13 protein-coding genes are annotated in these 15,828 nt (G+C 55.2%); 3 read left to right on the top strand and 10 right to left on the bottom strand.

Going from position 1 to position 15,828, the window contains the following annotated elements:
• Positions 1–6 precede the first annotated feature (6 nt).
• Positions 7–2,079 (top strand): tRNA(Met) cytidine acetyltransferase TmcA, encoded by a 2,073-nt coding sequence (locus tag DUT67_RS15910; RefSeq protein WP_113632293.1) that lies wholly within the window; start codon positions 7–9, stop codon positions 2,077–2,079.
• 40 nt (positions 2,080–2,119) lie between these two features.
• On the opposite strand, the gene DUT67_RS15905 is transcribed toward DUT67_RS15910, so the two are convergent.
• From DUT67_RS15905 to DUT67_RS15865, 9 genes are all read right to left on the bottom strand, one after another.
• On the bottom strand, positions 2,120–2,302 hold the full coding sequence (locus DUT67_RS15905; RefSeq protein ID WP_189339506.1) for a hypothetical protein: 183 nt from the start codon (positions 2,300–2,302) through the stop codon (positions 2,120–2,122).
• 275 nt (positions 2,303–2,577) lie between these two features.
• Positions 2,578–3,843 (bottom strand): thioredoxin, encoded by a 1,266-nt coding sequence (trxA, locus tag DUT67_RS15900; RefSeq protein ID WP_113632295.1) that lies wholly within the window; start codon positions 3,841–3,843, stop codon positions 2,578–2,580.
• A gap of 65 nt (positions 3,844–3,908) precedes the next feature.
• A complete protein-coding gene (gene tldD, locus DUT67_RS15895) occupies positions 3,909–5,354 on the bottom strand; it encodes a metalloprotease TldD (RefSeq protein WP_113632296.1) in 1,446 nt (481 codons plus the stop codon).
• A gap of 34 nt (positions 5,355–5,388) precedes the next feature.
• Entirely contained in the window at positions 5,389–6,753 is a 1,365-nt protein-coding gene (locus DUT67_RS15890; protein ID WP_113627290.1) for a TldD/PmbA family protein, read from the bottom strand.
• A 164-nt stretch (positions 6,754–6,917) separates the two neighbouring features.
• Positions 6,918–7,340, bottom strand: a complete 423-nt coding sequence (locus tag DUT67_RS15885; protein ID WP_113627291.1) for a biopolymer transporter ExbD — start codon at positions 7,338–7,340, stop codon at positions 6,918–6,920.
• 14 nt (positions 7,341–7,354) lie between these two features.
• Entirely contained in the window at positions 7,355–8,095 is a 741-nt protein-coding gene (locus DUT67_RS15880; protein ID WP_113632297.1) for a MotA/TolQ/ExbB proton channel family protein, read from the bottom strand.
• A 78-nt stretch (positions 8,096–8,173) separates the two neighbouring features.
• On the bottom strand, positions 8,174–9,055 hold the full coding sequence (locus tag DUT67_RS15875) for an energy transducer TonB (RefSeq protein WP_113627293.1): 882 nt from the start codon (positions 9,053–9,055) through the stop codon (positions 8,174–8,176).
• 170 nt (positions 9,056–9,225) lie between these two features.
• The gene (locus tag DUT67_RS15870; protein WP_223254613.1) at positions 9,226–10,200 is read right to left on the bottom strand and encodes a FecR family protein; all 975 of its coding nucleotides are present in this window, start codon (positions 10,198–10,200) and stop codon (positions 9,226–9,228) included.
• 9 nt (positions 10,201–10,209) lie between these two features.
• Positions 10,210–10,731 carry a sigma-70 family RNA polymerase sigma factor gene (locus DUT67_RS15865; RefSeq protein ID WP_048259239.1) on the bottom strand — a complete coding sequence of 174 codons (522 nt, stop codon included), beginning with the start codon at positions 10,729–10,731 and terminating at the stop codon, positions 10,210–10,212.
• 409 nt (positions 10,732–11,140) lie between these two features.
• On the opposite strand from DUT67_RS15865, the gene DUT67_RS15860 reads away from it, so the two are divergent.
• Both DUT67_RS15860 and DUT67_RS15855 read left to right on the top strand, forming a co-directional pair.
• A complete protein-coding gene (locus DUT67_RS15860; protein ID WP_113632298.1) occupies positions 11,141–13,516 on the top strand; it encodes a TonB-dependent receptor in 2,376 nt (791 codons plus the stop codon).
• Positions 13,517–13,590: 74 nt separating this feature from the next.
• On the top strand, positions 13,591–15,393 hold the full coding sequence (locus DUT67_RS15855) for an ABC transporter ATP-binding protein/permease (protein WP_113627296.1): 1,803 nt from the start codon (positions 13,591–13,593) through the stop codon (positions 15,391–15,393).
• A 49-nt stretch (positions 15,394–15,442) separates the two neighbouring features.
• On the opposite strand, the gene DUT67_RS15850 is transcribed toward DUT67_RS15855, so the two are convergent.
• Positions 15,443–15,814: a hypothetical protein gene (locus DUT67_RS15850; protein ID WP_113632299.1), complete on the bottom strand. Its 372-nt coding sequence runs from the start codon at positions 15,812–15,814 to the stop codon at positions 15,443–15,445.
• Between the last annotated feature and the right edge of the window lie 14 nt (positions 15,815–15,828).

The following is a 15,828-nucleotide window of genomic DNA, read 5'->3' as shown; positions in this document are numbered from 1 at the left end:
CGTGTGATGATATTGCGTGATTTTCTCCACAGCCAACACCAGCAGCAACGCTATGGCGCCCGGCGACTGCTGGTGCTGAGCGGTGAGGCGAACTGGTGTGAAGAACAGGCGCTAACGCTTAGCCGCCAGTCAACGGGTGACTGGCTATGGATTAGCGAACACGCACCTGACTTTGTCACTTCGCTGCCAGCCAGTCGTGTTCGGACATTACTGGGGCGAGAGTTTCTTCACTCGGTATTTGATGCGCGCAGCGGTGTGGATGTCGAAGCGCTGGCGATGCTGTCAGGCACGTTACAGGCTGGTAGCTGGCTGATTATGCTGGTTCCGTCGTGGCAGGAATGGTCGACGCTGCCGGATCAAGACAGCCTGCGCTGGAGCGAAAACGCGCAGCCGATTGCTACTCCGCACTTTATTCAGCATTTTCAGCGACGGCTGCTGGCCGATGACGATGTGGTTCTCTGGCAACAAGGCCAAGAACCTGTGATTTCGCCACTGGCTGTAAGATCAGACTGGCAGCCTGCGCAGGGTGAACCGACCGCGCAACAGCAGCACATCCTCCATGAGCTGAATACCGCCGAGTCTGGCGTATTTGTGATTACTGCACCGCGCGGGCGGGGAAAATCGACGCTGGCGGGAATGCTGACACAGCGTAGCCGCGGAGTTTGCTGGATCACCGCACCTTCCCGTTCAGCGACGGATATTCTGCAACAGCACGCGCGCGGCGATGCGCCATTCTGGGCACCGGATGCGCTGCTGGCACACTGTCGCCTTCATGGTGTACCTGATGTCGACTGGCTGCTGATTGATGAAGCAGCGGCGATTCCGTCTTCTGTACTGACTGCGCTGTTGCCCTATTTTCCTCGCATTTTGATGACCACGACGGTGCTGGGGTATGAAGGCACGGGACGGGGTTTTCTGCTGAAGTTTTGTGCGGCATTGCCGCAGTGTCGCGTATTTTCGCTGGAAGATCCTCTGCGCTGGGCTACTAACGATCCGCTGGAACGCGTGTTGGATCAGGCGCTATTTTTCAACGAACCAGCCTTGCTTCATTCTCCGCTGAATCCCGCTGATGGCGCACTGACTCAGCCCTCTGCCGAACTGGATATTCGAACCGAACGTGCCGACGACTGGCTGACACATCCCGAACGCCTGATGTGGTGCTACGCGCTATTGTGCAGTGCTCATTATCGTACCTCGCCGTTGGATTTGCGCCGATTGATGGATGCGCCGGGCATGCATATTGCCAGCGCACAGGTGGCGGATGATATTTGTGGCGTGCTATGGCTGGTGGAGGAAGGCGGTCTGTCTGAGTCACTGGCTCATGATGTTTGGGCAGGACGGCGACGCCCGCGCGGTAATCTGGTGGCGCAATCGCTGGCAGCGCATGCTGGCTTGTGGAAGGCACCGACGCTGCGTGCGCGTCGTGTGAGCCGGATTGCGATTGCGTCGTCATCTCGCCGACAGGGGATAGGGCGAGCATTAATCGCAGAGCAGACACGTGAGGCACAAAAGCAGGCGCTGGATTATCTGTCGGTTAGCTTCGGCTATCAGCCAGACCTGTGGGCGTTCTGGCAGTCGTGTGGGTTTCAACTGGTGCGCATCGGCAGCCATCTTGAGGCCAGTAGTGGCTGCTACAGCGCGATGGCGATACTGCCGCTAAGTGACGCGGGGTATGAACTGGCACTGCAGGGGAGCCAGCAATTGGCGCGCGACTGGTATTGGCTACAACGCATGATTCCGCTGAGCCTCGCGCTGCCGCAGACGGAAAATACGGAGCTGGATACCGAAAGTATTGCGCTGAATGACGACGACTGGCGTGAGCTGGCGGGTTTTGCGTTTGCGCATCGGCCGATGGAGGCGAGCTTCGCTGCGATCTGCCGCCTGCTGATTCACACCTCGTTCCCGCTGCCTGCGCTACGTCTGTTGGCGGAAAAACCGAGTGAAGGCGAACAGGCTGCTGCTACGTTAGGGCTAACTGGCAAAAAAGCACTACTGAAACGCTGGCGAGAAGAAACTACCAGTGCGCTAATCGAGCTCGATGCGCAACGCTGTGAGCGCTGGCGAAGAAGCGTAATGTAGGTATAGATAGCAACACGAAATCCACTCATTGCATCACTTTTCAGAGACACGCCGCGAATTTTTGCAGCACGTTTGCTATTTCCAATGCTTCCGATGCAGAGAGCTCAACGGGGTCGTGATGTTCTGTCATTGCCTGGATCTGGATAGATGTGCCTTGTTCGATCCAAATGCGAACGGCTCCATCACTGGTTTCAAAATAGTTTTGCGTTGATTCGTCTTGCATGGTTATTCACCCGAGTAGGAAAGTGTGTGGATGTGTTTATTGAATCCTTTTAAACCCACGAACAACGGCCTTAACCGTGCCTCGATAGCAATGTTGATCGTTACCTATCAGGCTATTCGACCATTTTTTTACTATTGAATCATCAGGTTTATTGGCGGGGCGGCAGGTGTATCTACTTTTTCGCTATCATGCTGACGCTGACAGCGTGGCTGCCAGCATCATGCGTGACCAGAAGGACGCGTCAACGCCGCGTTATGAAGGTGCAGACTACTGTATCAGTCCAGCTGTGATTTGAAGGCGGGCGCATGACGAAGCAATTCCCACAGCGTTTCCTGTAAGGGGATTTTCTGCGCTTCTGACAGCTGTGGGTAGCGCTGATAAAATGCGTCCTCTTTCGCGGAAAAATCCGAGTTCTCCTGAAGCCACTGTTCACGTAGCGCGGTAATTTGCTCATCCGTTAGCTTTTTGCTCGGCGTGGCGTCTTCCTGTGCCTGAAACCAGCGGAAGCGCTTATCTGGCGTTGCGCGTTCTTCTCTGCTCCATCCGTCTTTAATTTGCAGGATTTGCGCCAGCGCGAAGCCAAGAGTGGTGCTGATGCTGCGCCAGCTATCAGCGTCGGACGCGGCAGGCGGCGGCGATAGGCTGGCGAGTATTGTTGCAATATTCTTTTCCAGACCCAGTTCGGTAGCCGCTTTTTCTTCCCAGCTTATCGCCTGCTGGTGCAGTGCCGTCCATTCGCTTTCTGCCACGGCTTCACCCGCTAACAGCTGTGAAATTGCCTGAACCCACTGCTGGCGTAAGCCATCTACGGTTTTATCTGCCAGCCAGTCAGACCATTGATTCTCTTCGTGACTTAACCAGTGGTGCAGCCATTGAAGCGCAACGCCATCTGCCGTTTTTCCCGGAGCGAGAGCCGCAAAGAGGGCATCAACCTGTTCTGGCGTGGTGCTCGGCAGTTTCTCCAGCAGCAGGCCGAGCGAGGCCGGTAATCCGGTGATGCGTTCAAAGATGCGAATGTCTGCATTGTGCGCCAGCGCAGCAGAGACTGAGCCTTTGTTGTCCTGCCAGTAGGGGGAAAATGCGTGTTCGATATTGCCGTCCACCGCATGCTGACGTAGGCGCTGGTGGAGGAAAGTGTGCAGCGAAGCATCACCATAGAACGTGCTCCACGTAACGCGAGTGTCTGCCAACGGCTGCGTGGTGTTCTGTATCGCAATCTCGTGCGATTCCAGCCAGCCGCGTAGCTGCGCCAGCGTTTTCACGCCGATCTGCCGTGAAATCTCTTGCCCATTTTTAAACAGCAGCAGCGTAGGAATACCGCGCACGCCAAAACGCTGCATGAATGCCGGATATTGCTCCACATCCAGCTTGGCGACGGTCAGGTTGTCTGGCGTGTTATCCGCAATCGTGTTCAGCAGTGGAGCCAGCGTTTTACACGGCTGGCACCAGGGCGCCCACAGATCGAGCAGAATGGGTTTGTCGCTAGTCGTGAGCAACGCATCCAGCGAGGTATCGGTGGCAGTGATAATGGCGTCTGACATGGTGTCTCCGTTTAGAGAAAATCGTGAGTAAGTTAAGTAGGGGGCAATGAACCGTGACGCACGGCTTACTGCGAGCCGCCTACGGTCATGTTGTCGATACGAAGCGTTGGCTGGCCGACGCTGACGGGCAGGGATTGGCCTTCTTTAGTACAAGCGATATTGCCGTCATCCAAAGCCAGATCGTTGCCCACCATCGCGACGTGCAGCAGTGCTTCTGGTCCGTGACCAATCAGCGTGGCACCTTTAACCGGGCGGGTGACGCGTCCGTTTTCAATCAGGTAGGCTTCTGTGGTGGAAAAGACGTATTTCCCGCTACTGATATCAACCTGCCCGCCGCCGAAGCCGACGGCGTAGAGGCCATTTTTGACCGACGCGATCACTTCTTCGGCAGGATATTGTCCGGCCAGCATGTAGGTGTTGGTCATGCGCGGCAGCGGCAGCGCGGAGTAGGAAGCCCGACGCGCGTTGCCCGTCAGGGCGGTATTCATCAGTTTGGCGTTGAGGCTGTCCTGTAAATACCCGCGCAGGATGCCATCTTCGATTAATGTCGTGCACTGCGACGGCGTGCCTTCATCGTCCACATGCAGCGAACCCCGCCGGTTGGCGAGCGTGCCGTCATCCACGACGGTAATGCCCGGCGCGGCGACGCGTTCTCCTAACAGACTGGAAAATGCGGAACTGCCTTTGCGATTAAAATCGCCTTCCAACCCGTGCCCGATAGCTTCATGCAGCAAAATGCCGGGCGAACCTGCACCGAGGATTACGCTGTAAGTGCCTGCCGGAACCGGACTGGCATCCAGATTATTCAGCGCTTGATCGACAGCCTGATTAACCCACTGGCTGACCGTCTCGTCAGCAAAGAATCGGTAGTCGAGGCGTCGCCCGCCACCGCTGGAACCATTCTCCCGGCGACCCTGCTGTTCGACGACGACATTGATGACCAGATTCACCAGCGGGCGAACATCGGTGGCGAGTCGACCGTCATGTCGAGCGATCAGAATGGTTTCGTGTGAAGCATTCAGGTAAGCCGTTACCTGCGTCACGCGGGGATCGCGGGCGCGTGCCTGTCTGTCGATCGAGAGCAGAAGCTGACGTTTATGTTCTTCGGTTACGGCCAGTAAGGGATTGTCTGACGGGTAGAGCGCGGTAATGCCGTGCGGCAGCGTTGCGGGGAGTGCCACCGTGGCGTTCTGTCCCTGACGGCTGATTTCTCTTACGGTATTGGCCGCTTGCAGAATCGCCTGCGGACGGAGGTCATTCGTGTAGGAGAACGCCGTTTTCTCGCCGCTGACGGCGCGGACGCCAACGCCCTGATCGCGACTAAATCCTGTTGGGCGCACGATACCGTTTTCTAACTGCCAGCCTTCCTGCTGGCGGCGTTGGAAATAGAGATCGGCATAGTCCACCTGACGCTGCATGATGTGGTTCAGCGCGTGCGTTATCTCCGTCGTTTCCAGCGAAAATGCCGACAGCGCAGGTGAAACTCCCGCTCTGGAAGCGTGTATTGGCATGATGGTGATCCTGTTTCTGTGACGCGATGTGGGATTACTGCCCGGCGATCTGCATCTCTTCAATCAATAGGGAACCGCAGGAGAGATTACCCTGCGTGTGGATGTCCGCCCCGAGCGCGACACAGTGCAAGAGCAGCGTTTTCAGGTTGCCTGCGATGGTGATCTCTTCGACCGGATACTGAATCTCGCCGTTTTCGACCCAAAAGCCCGCCACGCCCTGCGAATAGTCGCCCGTCATTGGGTTCAGTCCGTGTCCTAGCAGCGTGGTGACCAGCAGTCCTGTGTGCATCTGGCGCAGCAGCGCTGGCAAGTCATCGCCAGCGCGACTTTGGCTGCTGCTGACACTCAGGTTATAGGCTCCACCTGCGTGTCCGGTCGTCGTGAGCCCCAGGCGTCGAGCGCTGTAGCTTGAGAGAAAATAGCCTTGTGCAATGCCGTCGTGGATGACATGCCGCGGAGTCGCGGCGACGCCTTCTGCATCAAAGCAGGCGCTAGCTAGTGCTCCGGGAATAAACGGATTTTCATACAGGCTCAGGTGCGGTGCAGTGATGGACTCACCGAGGCACTGACCCAGAAATGACGTGGAGCGATAAAGCGCCGCACCGCTCAGCGCACCGACCAGATGATGAACCAAGCTGTGCGCCACGGGGGCATCAAACAGCACTGGACAGCGGCGGGTTGAGAGTTTTCGTGCACCTAGCTGTGCTACCGCACGTTGCGCGGCGGTGTGTCCGATAGTCTCTGGCGAGGTCAGCAGAGATGGCGCTCTGCCGGTGGTATGCCAGAAACCCTGCTGGCGTTGCGTATCGTTACGCGCAATCGCATGGCTCCACAGGGTGTGTAACGATGTTGGGTAGCCCGCCGAAAAACCGGCAGAGTTCGCCAGAATAAAATCTCCCTGCTGCGAGGTGATTTCCGTGCTCTCGCTGTAGCCATGTTCATGCGTGGTATTGGCGGCCTGCTCGGCACGCAGTGCCAGCGACAGCGCTTGCTCAACTGTCAGCGTATCGGCGTTGTGCAGCGAAAGATCGTAAATCTCACGGGCGAAATACTGCGCTTCCGGCAGACCGCTACACGGGTCCTCATCGGCATATTTTGCCAGCGTGCTGGCGGCGTCAACGGCATCCTGCAACGCTTCCTTGCTAAACAAGGTCGAAGAAACGGTGCCCGCGCGCTGGCCGAAGTAGACCGTAACGGACAGGAAGCGGCTTTGGTTTTGCGTCAGCGTATCAATATCGCCGTTCCTAACGCGGATGGTGCGGCGGTTTCCCTGCGAGACGCTGACGACCGCCTGACTCGCGCCTTTTGCGGCCGCGAAGTCCAGCACGTCTCCGGCCAGCGACTGAAGCGTGTCGGTCTGCGGCGTAGCAAGAACGGGGGATTCATCAAGAGAAGACATTATTCGGTATCCATGCGTGACAGTGTTCTACTCATGATGTGCAACGAAGAAAGAAAAGCGTCACCACACGCCGAAACTTTTTTTACGCTGAGGCATTTGGATGATGGAGAAGATGATGCGCTCTGATGCTGGCGAGGCTGTCAGCACCAGAGCGAAAGAGGAAGTCAGGGGGCTTTGACGGGTTGCAGGACGAAATCGATTTTGCTCAGGCCACGCTGCTGGGCATTCGTCATGACATACGCTACCCGACCATATTCGACGGCCTGATCGGCAAACAGCCGTATATTCGGGTGAGTGCCTTCGGATGAGGCCGCATCGAGTTTGGCGATCAGTTGGGCATCATCGACCGCTTCTTTATTCCAGTTAATTTGTCCGGTTGCGGTAATCGCGATATCCACAGCTTGTGGATCTTTCTTGATTTTTTCGACGCTGGCGCGCGGTAGTTCCACTTTGACGGCATGATTAATGACCGGCAGGGTGATCATGAACACGATCAGCAGCACCAGCATGACATCAATAAACGGCGTCATGTTGATGTCGTTAAGCAGGGCGTCTTCCTGACTTTCAAACGGGGATGACATACTCATGGCGATGTTCCTCTTCAGGCGGAGCGCTCAACGGGGTGAGTCGGCTCATACCGCGCCGCACTATTAAGGTCGGTAATACTGGTATCCACGCGTGCGCCAGTCAGCAGGTAAGCGTGCAGATCGTGCGCAAAGCGATTCATGGCATGCAGAACGATGCGATTGCGGCGGTTGATCGCGTTGAATCCCAGTACAGCGGGAATCGCCACGAACAGGCCAAACGCCGTCATGATCAAGGCTTCGCCGACAGGGCCAGCAACCTGAGCCAGATCGGGCTGGCCGATGGTACTGATGGTTTGCAGCGCGTGAAAAATGCCCCACACGGTGCCCAGCAAGCCGATAAACGGCGCGGTACTGCCGATAGATGCCAGCGTGCCGAGGCCGGATTGCAGTTTGCCTGAGTTGGTGTCCAGCGTGTTGCTCAGGCCGCGTACCAGCCAGTCGCTGAGATCGACGTGTCCGCCCAACGTGGAAGAGAATTTGTGTGGGTGTTTCAGCAGCGCATGCCCTTCGATCACCAGATCGCGGAACGGGTTAAAACGCTGCTTACCGAATTTCTCGACGCTCTCTTGCAGGCTGGTCGTCTGCCAAAAGGTATTCCGACTGTATTGCACGCTCTTGTTCAAGGCGAACAGCTGTCGTGCTTTGAGCAGCATGACCGTCCATGATAGCAGCGACATAATCAGCAGAATGATGGCTACCGAGTGGGTGACTACGTCGCCCTGCTGCCAGAAATGGTGGATATCTAACGTGTTCATGTGTGACCTCTTATGCAATAACCTGATTCGGGCGTTTTTGCGAAACGGCGGATGCGCTATTTCAACGCGGGTGCTTTCTTAGTGAGTCAGCCGGAAATTAACGGGCTGAATCGTCATGACGGTAATGGCCTGTCCATTTTCGCGGTAAGGCGTACAGCGTGCCTGTGCTACGGCTTCAATCGCGGCCTGATCGAGGGCGTCATAGCCGCTACTGCGGGCAATGTCGTGTCGAATCAATCGTCCCTCCGGGCTAATTACCAGACGAACCAGCACATTGCCTTCCTGCTGGAGACGCTTGGCGCGGCGAGGGTAGTCAGGTTGCGGGACGACACAGCCAACGGATGCGACCTGCTTAGGCTGCGCACCTGGGCTGTTCTGCATCAGATTGCCTTTGCTGGCGGTCGACAGCGGGCCTAGCGTCGCTTCCGGTGTGGCGGGAGACGGCTCCGGCGCCGGACGCGCCGCAGGCTGACGCTCGGCGGTGGTTTTTGGGCGGACGGGCTGCGGTTTTACCACTGGTTTAACCGGCGGCTGGTGAACCTCTTTTTTGACCGGAGGCGGTGGCGTTTGCTGTTCCTCAACGACTGGCTTTTCAGGAACGGGCGCAATTTCACGTTCACCCTGTTCTGATGTCAGCACGGGTGGCTCCGGCGACGGTTCAGGAATCGGTTCAGGTTCCGGTGCGTCAACCATCGTGGCCTGAATGCTGATACTGGCTGCTGGATTGAGCAGGTTGATTGGTGTGTATTCGGTGGTTCGCGTGATGAGTAAGGCGGCGACACCAGCATGGATCAGCGCAACCGTCAGAAAGCTGAGCGCAATCTTCCCCATTTCTCCCCGGGCGGGCGCTGCCACCGTCATGCTGCGCGACGGCTGTGCGGGTGCGACGTCACGCCGTGCGGCGGGTGCCGCATCAACGCGCGCGTTTAACGAAAGGTGTTGCACGGATGCCTGTTGCACGTTTTCCTCTGCTGCTCTTGCTTACGGTGTTGAGCGCTTTATGCCGCCCTGAACATCGGGATTGTGATGACCTCTATTAACGATGTGCAACGAGGCAGGAAAAGTGTCACCACGTGCGTGAAATTTTTTGCGGCTTGCCATCCCTGACTACCACCTTTGCGAGCCATCGCTTATACGCGTCTGGCGTCGGCGGCGCGGATATGTATCCAGTAATCGGTGGTATGCACAATCGCGATGGGCATGGTTTGCGCCAGAGAGTCCAGCGTGTAGTTCAGATTATCTAGCGGGAAATTGCCGCTGACGCGCAGATCGGCGATAGCGGGATCTAACCGGATAATGCCGGGAGTGTAATCACGCAGCTCGCTGATGACCGAGGCCAGAGAGCGATCGCGGACTTCCAGACGACCCTGCATCCAGGCGCTTTCCGCCTCCGGCGTGACGGCAACCTGATAGAGCGTTGAGCGATCGAACCAGACGCCTTGACCCGCGTGAAGGCGCAGGCTTTGGCCTGCGTGGTTAGTCACCTTGGCGATGTTATCCAGCACGCCGACGTGGATACCGCCGCTTTCATGACGCACGTTCACATTGGCTTGAAGCGCGACGATATTGCCCATGTGGGTATCAATAATAAAAGGGCGCTGTGCATCCGACTTAATCTTCGCGAAGACACCGCCGTTGAGAATGCCGACCTGACGAAGGGTATTTTCTGGTTCAACGTTGATATCGACGGCGGTACGCGCGTTCAACATGAGCGTGCTGCCATCGCTGAGCGGAACCTGCTGACGCTGTGCCGTGGCAGTCTTCACATCGGACAGAAGCGGTGACAGGGGGTAATGCTGGTTAAGTAGCAGACTGCTTAGCGAGGCGACAGCCACCATGCCCAGACCATATTGCAGGACTTTGCGCCGACCTGATGGTGCTAATAGCGCCTGGCGAATCGGTTCGTGAGGCAGTGCGGCGAGAAGCGGCTGAAATTTCCCCAGCGTTTGCTCGATGCGTTGGCAGGCGCGCTCATGTAGAGGGTTTTCGTATCGCCAGCGGCGGTACTCATCGTAATCGGTCTGTGTTGCTTCGCCGGAACGCAGCAGCACCATCCATTCAATCGCCTGTTCGGCAATCGGGTCATCCATGTGTCGTCTTGCCATGCGGTTCACCTATAAGTCACTGCTGTCCTGCGTGGCCAGATAGCAGTTGGTCAGCGCTTTGGCGATATATTTTCTCACCATACTGGCGGAGACATCGAGCTGTACGGCAATGTCGGCATAGGTCATGCCATCAAGCTGGCTGAACAGAAATGCCTGCCGTGCTTTGGTGGATAGCCCATCCAGCGCTTGATCGATAGTGAGCAGCGCCTCCATCAACAGCTGTTGCTCTTCCGGCGACGGATGGTGAAATTCAGGTTTACTCGCCAGCGCGGTGAGATAGGCTTTTTCCAGATCGCGGCGACGCCAGTTTTCATACAGTACGCGTTTGGCGAGTGTGGTTAGCATCGCGCGCGGTTCCTGTACGTTGGCAAGATTTGGTAGCGAGGCTAAACGTAAAAATGCCTCTGAGGCGACATCTTCCGCTTCACAGCCGTAGGCAATACGGCGGCGTAATCTTTCCGTTAGCCAGCGATAATCGCTGCGAAATATCAGTGACAGTAAGTCGGGTTTTTTAACAGCCTCTGTGTACATGGGCATCCTTAAATCGCGTAAATCACAACAATGCTTGAACCGGGATACCCCAGGGCCGCAGAAAAAAAGGAACGATGCGTCCTGTGCTGTTTTTAAGTCAAAATTTGCAGGAGTCAAACAACGTTTTTTTTCTATAGTTAGTTAGAAATGTTCTGTTACTGACCGGAATGGGTAAATTGCTATTTCTGGATGTTTCTTGGCGGGAGATAAAAAAGACGATTCAGAAGCGTGATTCATTTTTTATATTTAAAAATACAGAGAAAAGGTTTTTCCAAATCAATCTGTTTTCTACCGAGAAAAAATAATTACGGGAAAAATGACTTTCCCGCTGTCACTTTTTCATCGTCATTGCACAAATCATACGAAGACCAATAAAAACTGATTTTTTGAAGCAATTGACGAGGGAAAAATGAAAAAACGTAATACTGCCTCTCCCGCTCTGGGGTTGAGTTTTAAGAAGCGCTTATTCTTCACTAATATGTTGGCGATTAATTCTGCGTTATTCGTGGGGGCGACGACCGTTCCTATGGCCGTCTATGCGGCGGGTGAAAATGACACCGTGGCATTTTCTATTCCTGCGGGCGACCTGCAAAAAGGGCTATTGGCAATCGCCAATCAAAGCAAACAGACACTCTCTTTTAATCCTGCGCTGGTGGCGAATTATCAGAGTGCCGCGCTGAATGGCAATTATTCAACGCGTCAGGCTATTTTACGCTTGCTGCAAGGTACGCCGTTATTATTGACGACGACGGGTAATGGCACGTTGACCATTGTTTCTTCCCGCGCTAATGATGCAGAAGTGGCGCAGGCGAGTGATAAAACGCTACCAGCGATTACCGTCAGCGCAGGCAGTGAAGATGAAACCGTATTGAACCCCAGCACCTCCTCTTCGGCATTACGCACCAGCACGTCGTTGCAGCAAACGGCACAGTCGGTTCAGGTGATCAGTAATAAGCTGATTACGGCACGTCAGGCCACATCGCTGGAAGAGGCGTTAAAAAACTCGGGCAGCGTGGTCACCATTCAGTCAAACCGTGGTGCGCCTACGTATTGGATGCGCGGCTATGCCGTAACGTCCGGTGCGACGGATGGCCTGTCGGGCTCCAGCAATGCTGGTATTGGTCAGGGCACGGCGATTGAGGGGGTCGAACGTGTCGAAGTGCTGAAAGGGCCACAATCGGTGCTCGCGGGGAGCAGCTCCGCCGCGGGAACCATTAACGTTGTGCGTAAAAAACCGGTAACCGAACCGTTGCATGTCCTCAAAGTCGAGGCGGCGCGCTACGGTGAATTTAAAACGGCTATCGATCTGGGCGGCGCGCTCACGGACGATAAAGCGTTCAGCTACCGTTTGAATGCCTCAACCATGAAATCTCAGCACTCCTTTCCTGATTACAACGGTAACCACGGTGATTATTTAGCCCCAGCGCTGACCTGGAAAAACGACAATACGCGGATCACTGTTGGCGCGGAAGTGAATCAGGCACGTAAATCGGGACCTGCCGGAACGATTTACGCTAACGGAAGAATACAGAAGCTGCCGGAATATCGTCTGGGGGATAAAGACGATCATAACAAGATGAAAACGACGAATGCCTATTATGAATTGGAGCAAAAGCTCGTCGACGATTGGACATTTAATAGTAAAGCGGGTTTCCAGAGCACGGCTTCGCAGATGAAGATGAACGAAACGCTGGATATCGCCGCCAATGGCAACAAAATCAGCCATCCGCTGGCCTATAAATCCACTAATCAGACGTGGAGCCAGCAAAATGATATTCGCGGGAAAATCGAAACCGGGCCCGTCACTCAGACCCTGTTGGTTGGTCATGACTATAAGCATGAACGCTACGCCAGCTATGACGGCAGCTTTATCCTGATGACCAATGGGAACGTGTATAACCCAGACTCGCTGGTATTCCCCAGCATCGGTGAACCGAATAGCCGGACGTACACGTCTAAGCTGATTCAAAGTGGTTTCTTGTTCCAGGATCAGATCGATGTCTTTGACCGTCTGCATTTCCAATTGGCGGTGAAGCGCTCGACATGGAACAACAGCTATTTGGTGGGAACGCGAGCATCGACGTACACCGCGACCAAGTGGATCCCCAATTACGGCATTAGCTTCGATATCACACCGGACGTTACGATTTACGCCAACTTGCTGAATAGCTTTAGCGGCAGCGCGCAGGTTTCGCGCTCTGGTGTCCAGCTCCCGCCAACGACGGGGCAGTCTAAAGAAGCCGGGCTGAAGTTTAACCTGCTTGATGACAACCTCACGCTGACGACAGCCGTATTCAGCATTGAGCAAAAAAATCTGGCGGTAACGGATAGAAACGGTTTCCCGATTGCGACCACGGGGAGAAAGAGCGAAGGCTTTGACGTGGATTTGAATGGTTCTTTGTTGCCGGGATGGGATGTCACGGCCAGCTATACCTACTCGGACAATAAGGATCCTACTACCGTTCGTAGCACGATTACGCCGCGCCACTCTGGAAACGTGTGGACGTCTTATGAAGTGCAGTCTGGACGCTATCAGGGTGCCGGTGCATCAGTCGGTATCAGCGGTTCATCGAAAACGCAGAACGGCCCGGCCAATAACGTCTTCACTATCGGCAGCTCGGCATCAACCGATGCATCGGTGTTTTACCGCCAGCCTGACTGGTCGCTGACGCTGGGCGTCAATAACGTCTTCGATCGCGATATCTACTACACCAGCACGACGCCGCTGTATATCGGTGTGAAAGAAGGGCGGACGTGGCGTCTCACTGGGACGTATTCGTTCTGATAATCCGTTCGGCCAATCTGTTAGACAAATAACGAGAACGGTCATTCACACGAATCAGCAGGTAGAAACGGCGCATGAACGCAAGCGAGACGAGTACGACAAGACCGGGCATCGGCCAGATTCTGATGCCCTATTGGCAGGCGCCAGAGAAGTATCTGGCGCTGTTTATTCTGGCGGTGATTATTAGCATCAATCTGGGTACGGCCTACATCAGCGTGGAGGCGAACCGAGTCTCGGGGAAATTCACCGATGCGTTGATTGGGCTGGATTGGGAGCAAATAAAGCCGCTGTTTATCTTCAGCTTCATCCTCGGTTTGAGCGCGATGATGCTGAGATGGGTAAACGTGCTCAGTCAAGGGTATCTGGCGTTGCGCTGGCGTACCTGGATGACGCTCAATTATATCCGGCGTTGGACGGGGACATCGGCTTATTACGAAATAGAGAGAGACGGTGCGCTGTCGAATATCGATCAGCGTATCGCCGATGACGTTAACGAACTGGTGTCGGCCTCGCTGAACTTTTTTCTCGGCCTTATCTCGGTCGTCATCAGCACTGTCACGTACACGGCGCTGCTGTGGTCGGTGTCTGGGGTACTGCGTTTCTCGTTTATGGGCAGCGACTGGGCGATATCCGGCTATATGGTTTACGCCCTCTATATCGAATATATCCTTCAGGTTGCGCTGTCGCACTGGCTGGGTAAGGCGTTGATAAAGCTGAATATGAATCAACAAAATGCGGAAGGTGACTTCCGTTTTCTGGGTGTTCAGTTACGTGAAAACGCGGAACAGATTGCTTTCTATCAGGGAGGGGCGCGGGAAGGCGAACGGCTGGCCCAGCGGTTTGCTCGCGTGCGTGACAATGCGCTAGCTGTGCTGCTGCGTGGTTTTAAGGTGTCGTTTGGTCAGAGTCTGTTTAGCCATTTTCTCTCACCGTTGCCGACGCTATTGGCGCTGCCACAGCTGTTACGTGGAGAGATCACCTTTGGCGATTTGACGCGGATTCAGATGGCTTACGGTTCTCTGGGGGCGACGCTGAGTTATTTTATGCAGGCGTATCAGTCCTTTACGCGCTGGCTGGCGCTGACGAAGCGTTTGCAGGATATGGAAGAAGCGCTGAACAAAAGCGTGCGGAAATCATCACCTATTCGGGTGACGGAACACGATGGCCTTGGGTTTTCCTGCGAGAATCTGCGGCTGTTAACGCCGGATGGCCGTGCGCTGACCGCGTTAGATGACTGGCAGGTCTTGCCCGGTGAGCGCTGGATGATCAATGGAGCATCGGGCGTGGGTAAAAGCACGTTGCTGCGCGCCTGTGCCGGACTATGGCAGCACGGTAGCGGGGCGATTGCACTGCCTCGCCACTGTCGCACGCTGTTTTTACCGCAGAAAAGCTACCTCCCGACGGGAACGCTGAAAGCGGCATTGTGCTACCCCAGCAATGTGCGGGATTTTACCGACGGACAGTGCCGACAGGCGCTTATCAGCAGCGAATTACCGGACATGGCCTCGCAGCTGAATGATGAGGATCGCTGGCAGCAGCGGTTATCCGGCGGTGAGCAGCAGCGAATGGCGATAGCCCGTGCGTTGTTGCATCGGCCCGATTTTGTTTTTCTGGATGAAGCCACCAGTGCGCTCGATCCTGAGACAGAGCAACTGGTGTATCAGGCATTGGTCACTGCCTTACCTGACAGCGCGATTATCAGCGTAGCGCATCGGGAATCGCTGGCGGCTTTGCATACTCATCATCTACACCTGACACCGTTAGCCGAAAGTGACCGTCGGTATGCGAGGGATGCTCATGTGGGCGATGACGCACCGCCGCATCCAGATTCTGATAGGGCATTTAGTGAACGTGGTTTGGCCTGGCGCGGTGAGTGATGTTTTCTGCTGTCTTCAATGGGAGACTTCCGCTCAAACAGGGGCGGAGTTATTGCGTTTCTAAGAGTCGGAAAACCAGAGACGTTTTCCCCAGTTTCTCTGGGTAGTCGGCAATTAACGTCAGTTCGGTCTTTTTCTCTCCAGACCAGAGCTGGCATTCCACTCTCTTGCGCTGAGGGGAGGCGTCCATCGCGTAACTGCACAGGGGAATTCTGCCCGTTCTATCTGGTATAAAAGCTATGTCATAAGGCGGAAGCGTCAGCTCCACCATGTTTTCCCCCACACTATCCAATTCCTCAAGAATCTCTTCGTAAATAGCCGGGCTCACGCCAAAACCCACTAAAGCAGCCGGATCGCCATGTTGGATGCTGCGCAACAGTTCGCCCACGAATCGATAGATTTCATCTCTGTCCTGTGCCATTTCTTACTTCCTTT

This window comes from Pectobacterium peruviense (assembly GCF_003312355.2).
GTDB classification, from domain to species: domain Bacteria; phylum Pseudomonadota; class Gammaproteobacteria; order Enterobacterales; family Enterobacteriaceae; genus Pectobacterium; species Pectobacterium peruviense.
This window is presented reverse-complemented; position numbering and strand designations above follow the sequence as displayed.

Excerpts from the sequence above, each read along its gene's own strand:
- DUT67_RS15880 (WP_113632297.1), bottom strand. The coding sequence starts at position 8,095 with ATGAACACGTTAGATATCCACCATTTCTGGCAGCAGGGCGACGTAGTC.
- DUT67_RS15860 (WP_113632298.1), top strand. The coding sequence starts at position 11,141 with ATGAAAAAACGTAATACTGCCTCTCCCGCTCTGGGGTTGAGTTTTAAG.
- DUT67_RS15870 (WP_223254613.1), bottom strand. The coding sequence starts at position 10,200 with ATGGCAAGACGACACATGGATGACCCGATTGCCGAACAGGCGATTGAA.
- DUT67_RS15885 (WP_113627291.1), bottom strand. The coding sequence starts at position 7,340 with ATGAGTATGTCATCCCCGTTTGAAAGTCAGGAAGACGCCCTGCTTAAC.
- trxA (WP_113632295.1), bottom strand. The coding sequence starts at position 3,843 with ATGTCAGACGCCATTATCACTGCCACCGATACCTCGCTGGATGCGTTG.
- DUT67_RS15865 (WP_048259239.1), bottom strand. The coding sequence starts at position 10,731 with ATGTACACAGAGGCTGTTAAAAAACCCGACTTACTGTCACTGATATTT.
- tldD (WP_113632296.1), bottom strand. The coding sequence starts at position 5,354 with ATGCCAATACACGCTTCCAGAGCGGGAGTTTCACCTGCGCTGTCGGCA.
- DUT67_RS15850 (WP_113632299.1), bottom strand. The coding sequence starts at position 15,814 with ATGGCACAGGACAGAGATGAAATCTATCGATTCGTGGGCGAACTGTTG.
- DUT67_RS15905 (WP_189339506.1), bottom strand. The coding sequence starts at position 2,302 with ATGCAAGACGAATCAACGCAAAACTATTTTGAAACCAGTGATGGAGCC.
- DUT67_RS15855 (WP_113627296.1), top strand. The coding sequence starts at position 13,591 with ATGAACGCAAGCGAGACGAGTACGACAAGACCGGGCATCGGCCAGATT.
- DUT67_RS15910 (WP_113632293.1), top strand. The coding sequence starts at position 7 with ATGATATTGCGTGATTTTCTCCACAGCCAACACCAGCAGCAACGCTAT.
- DUT67_RS15890 (WP_113627290.1), bottom strand. The coding sequence starts at position 6,753 with ATGTCTTCTCTTGATGAATCCCCCGTTCTTGCTACGCCGCAGACCGAC.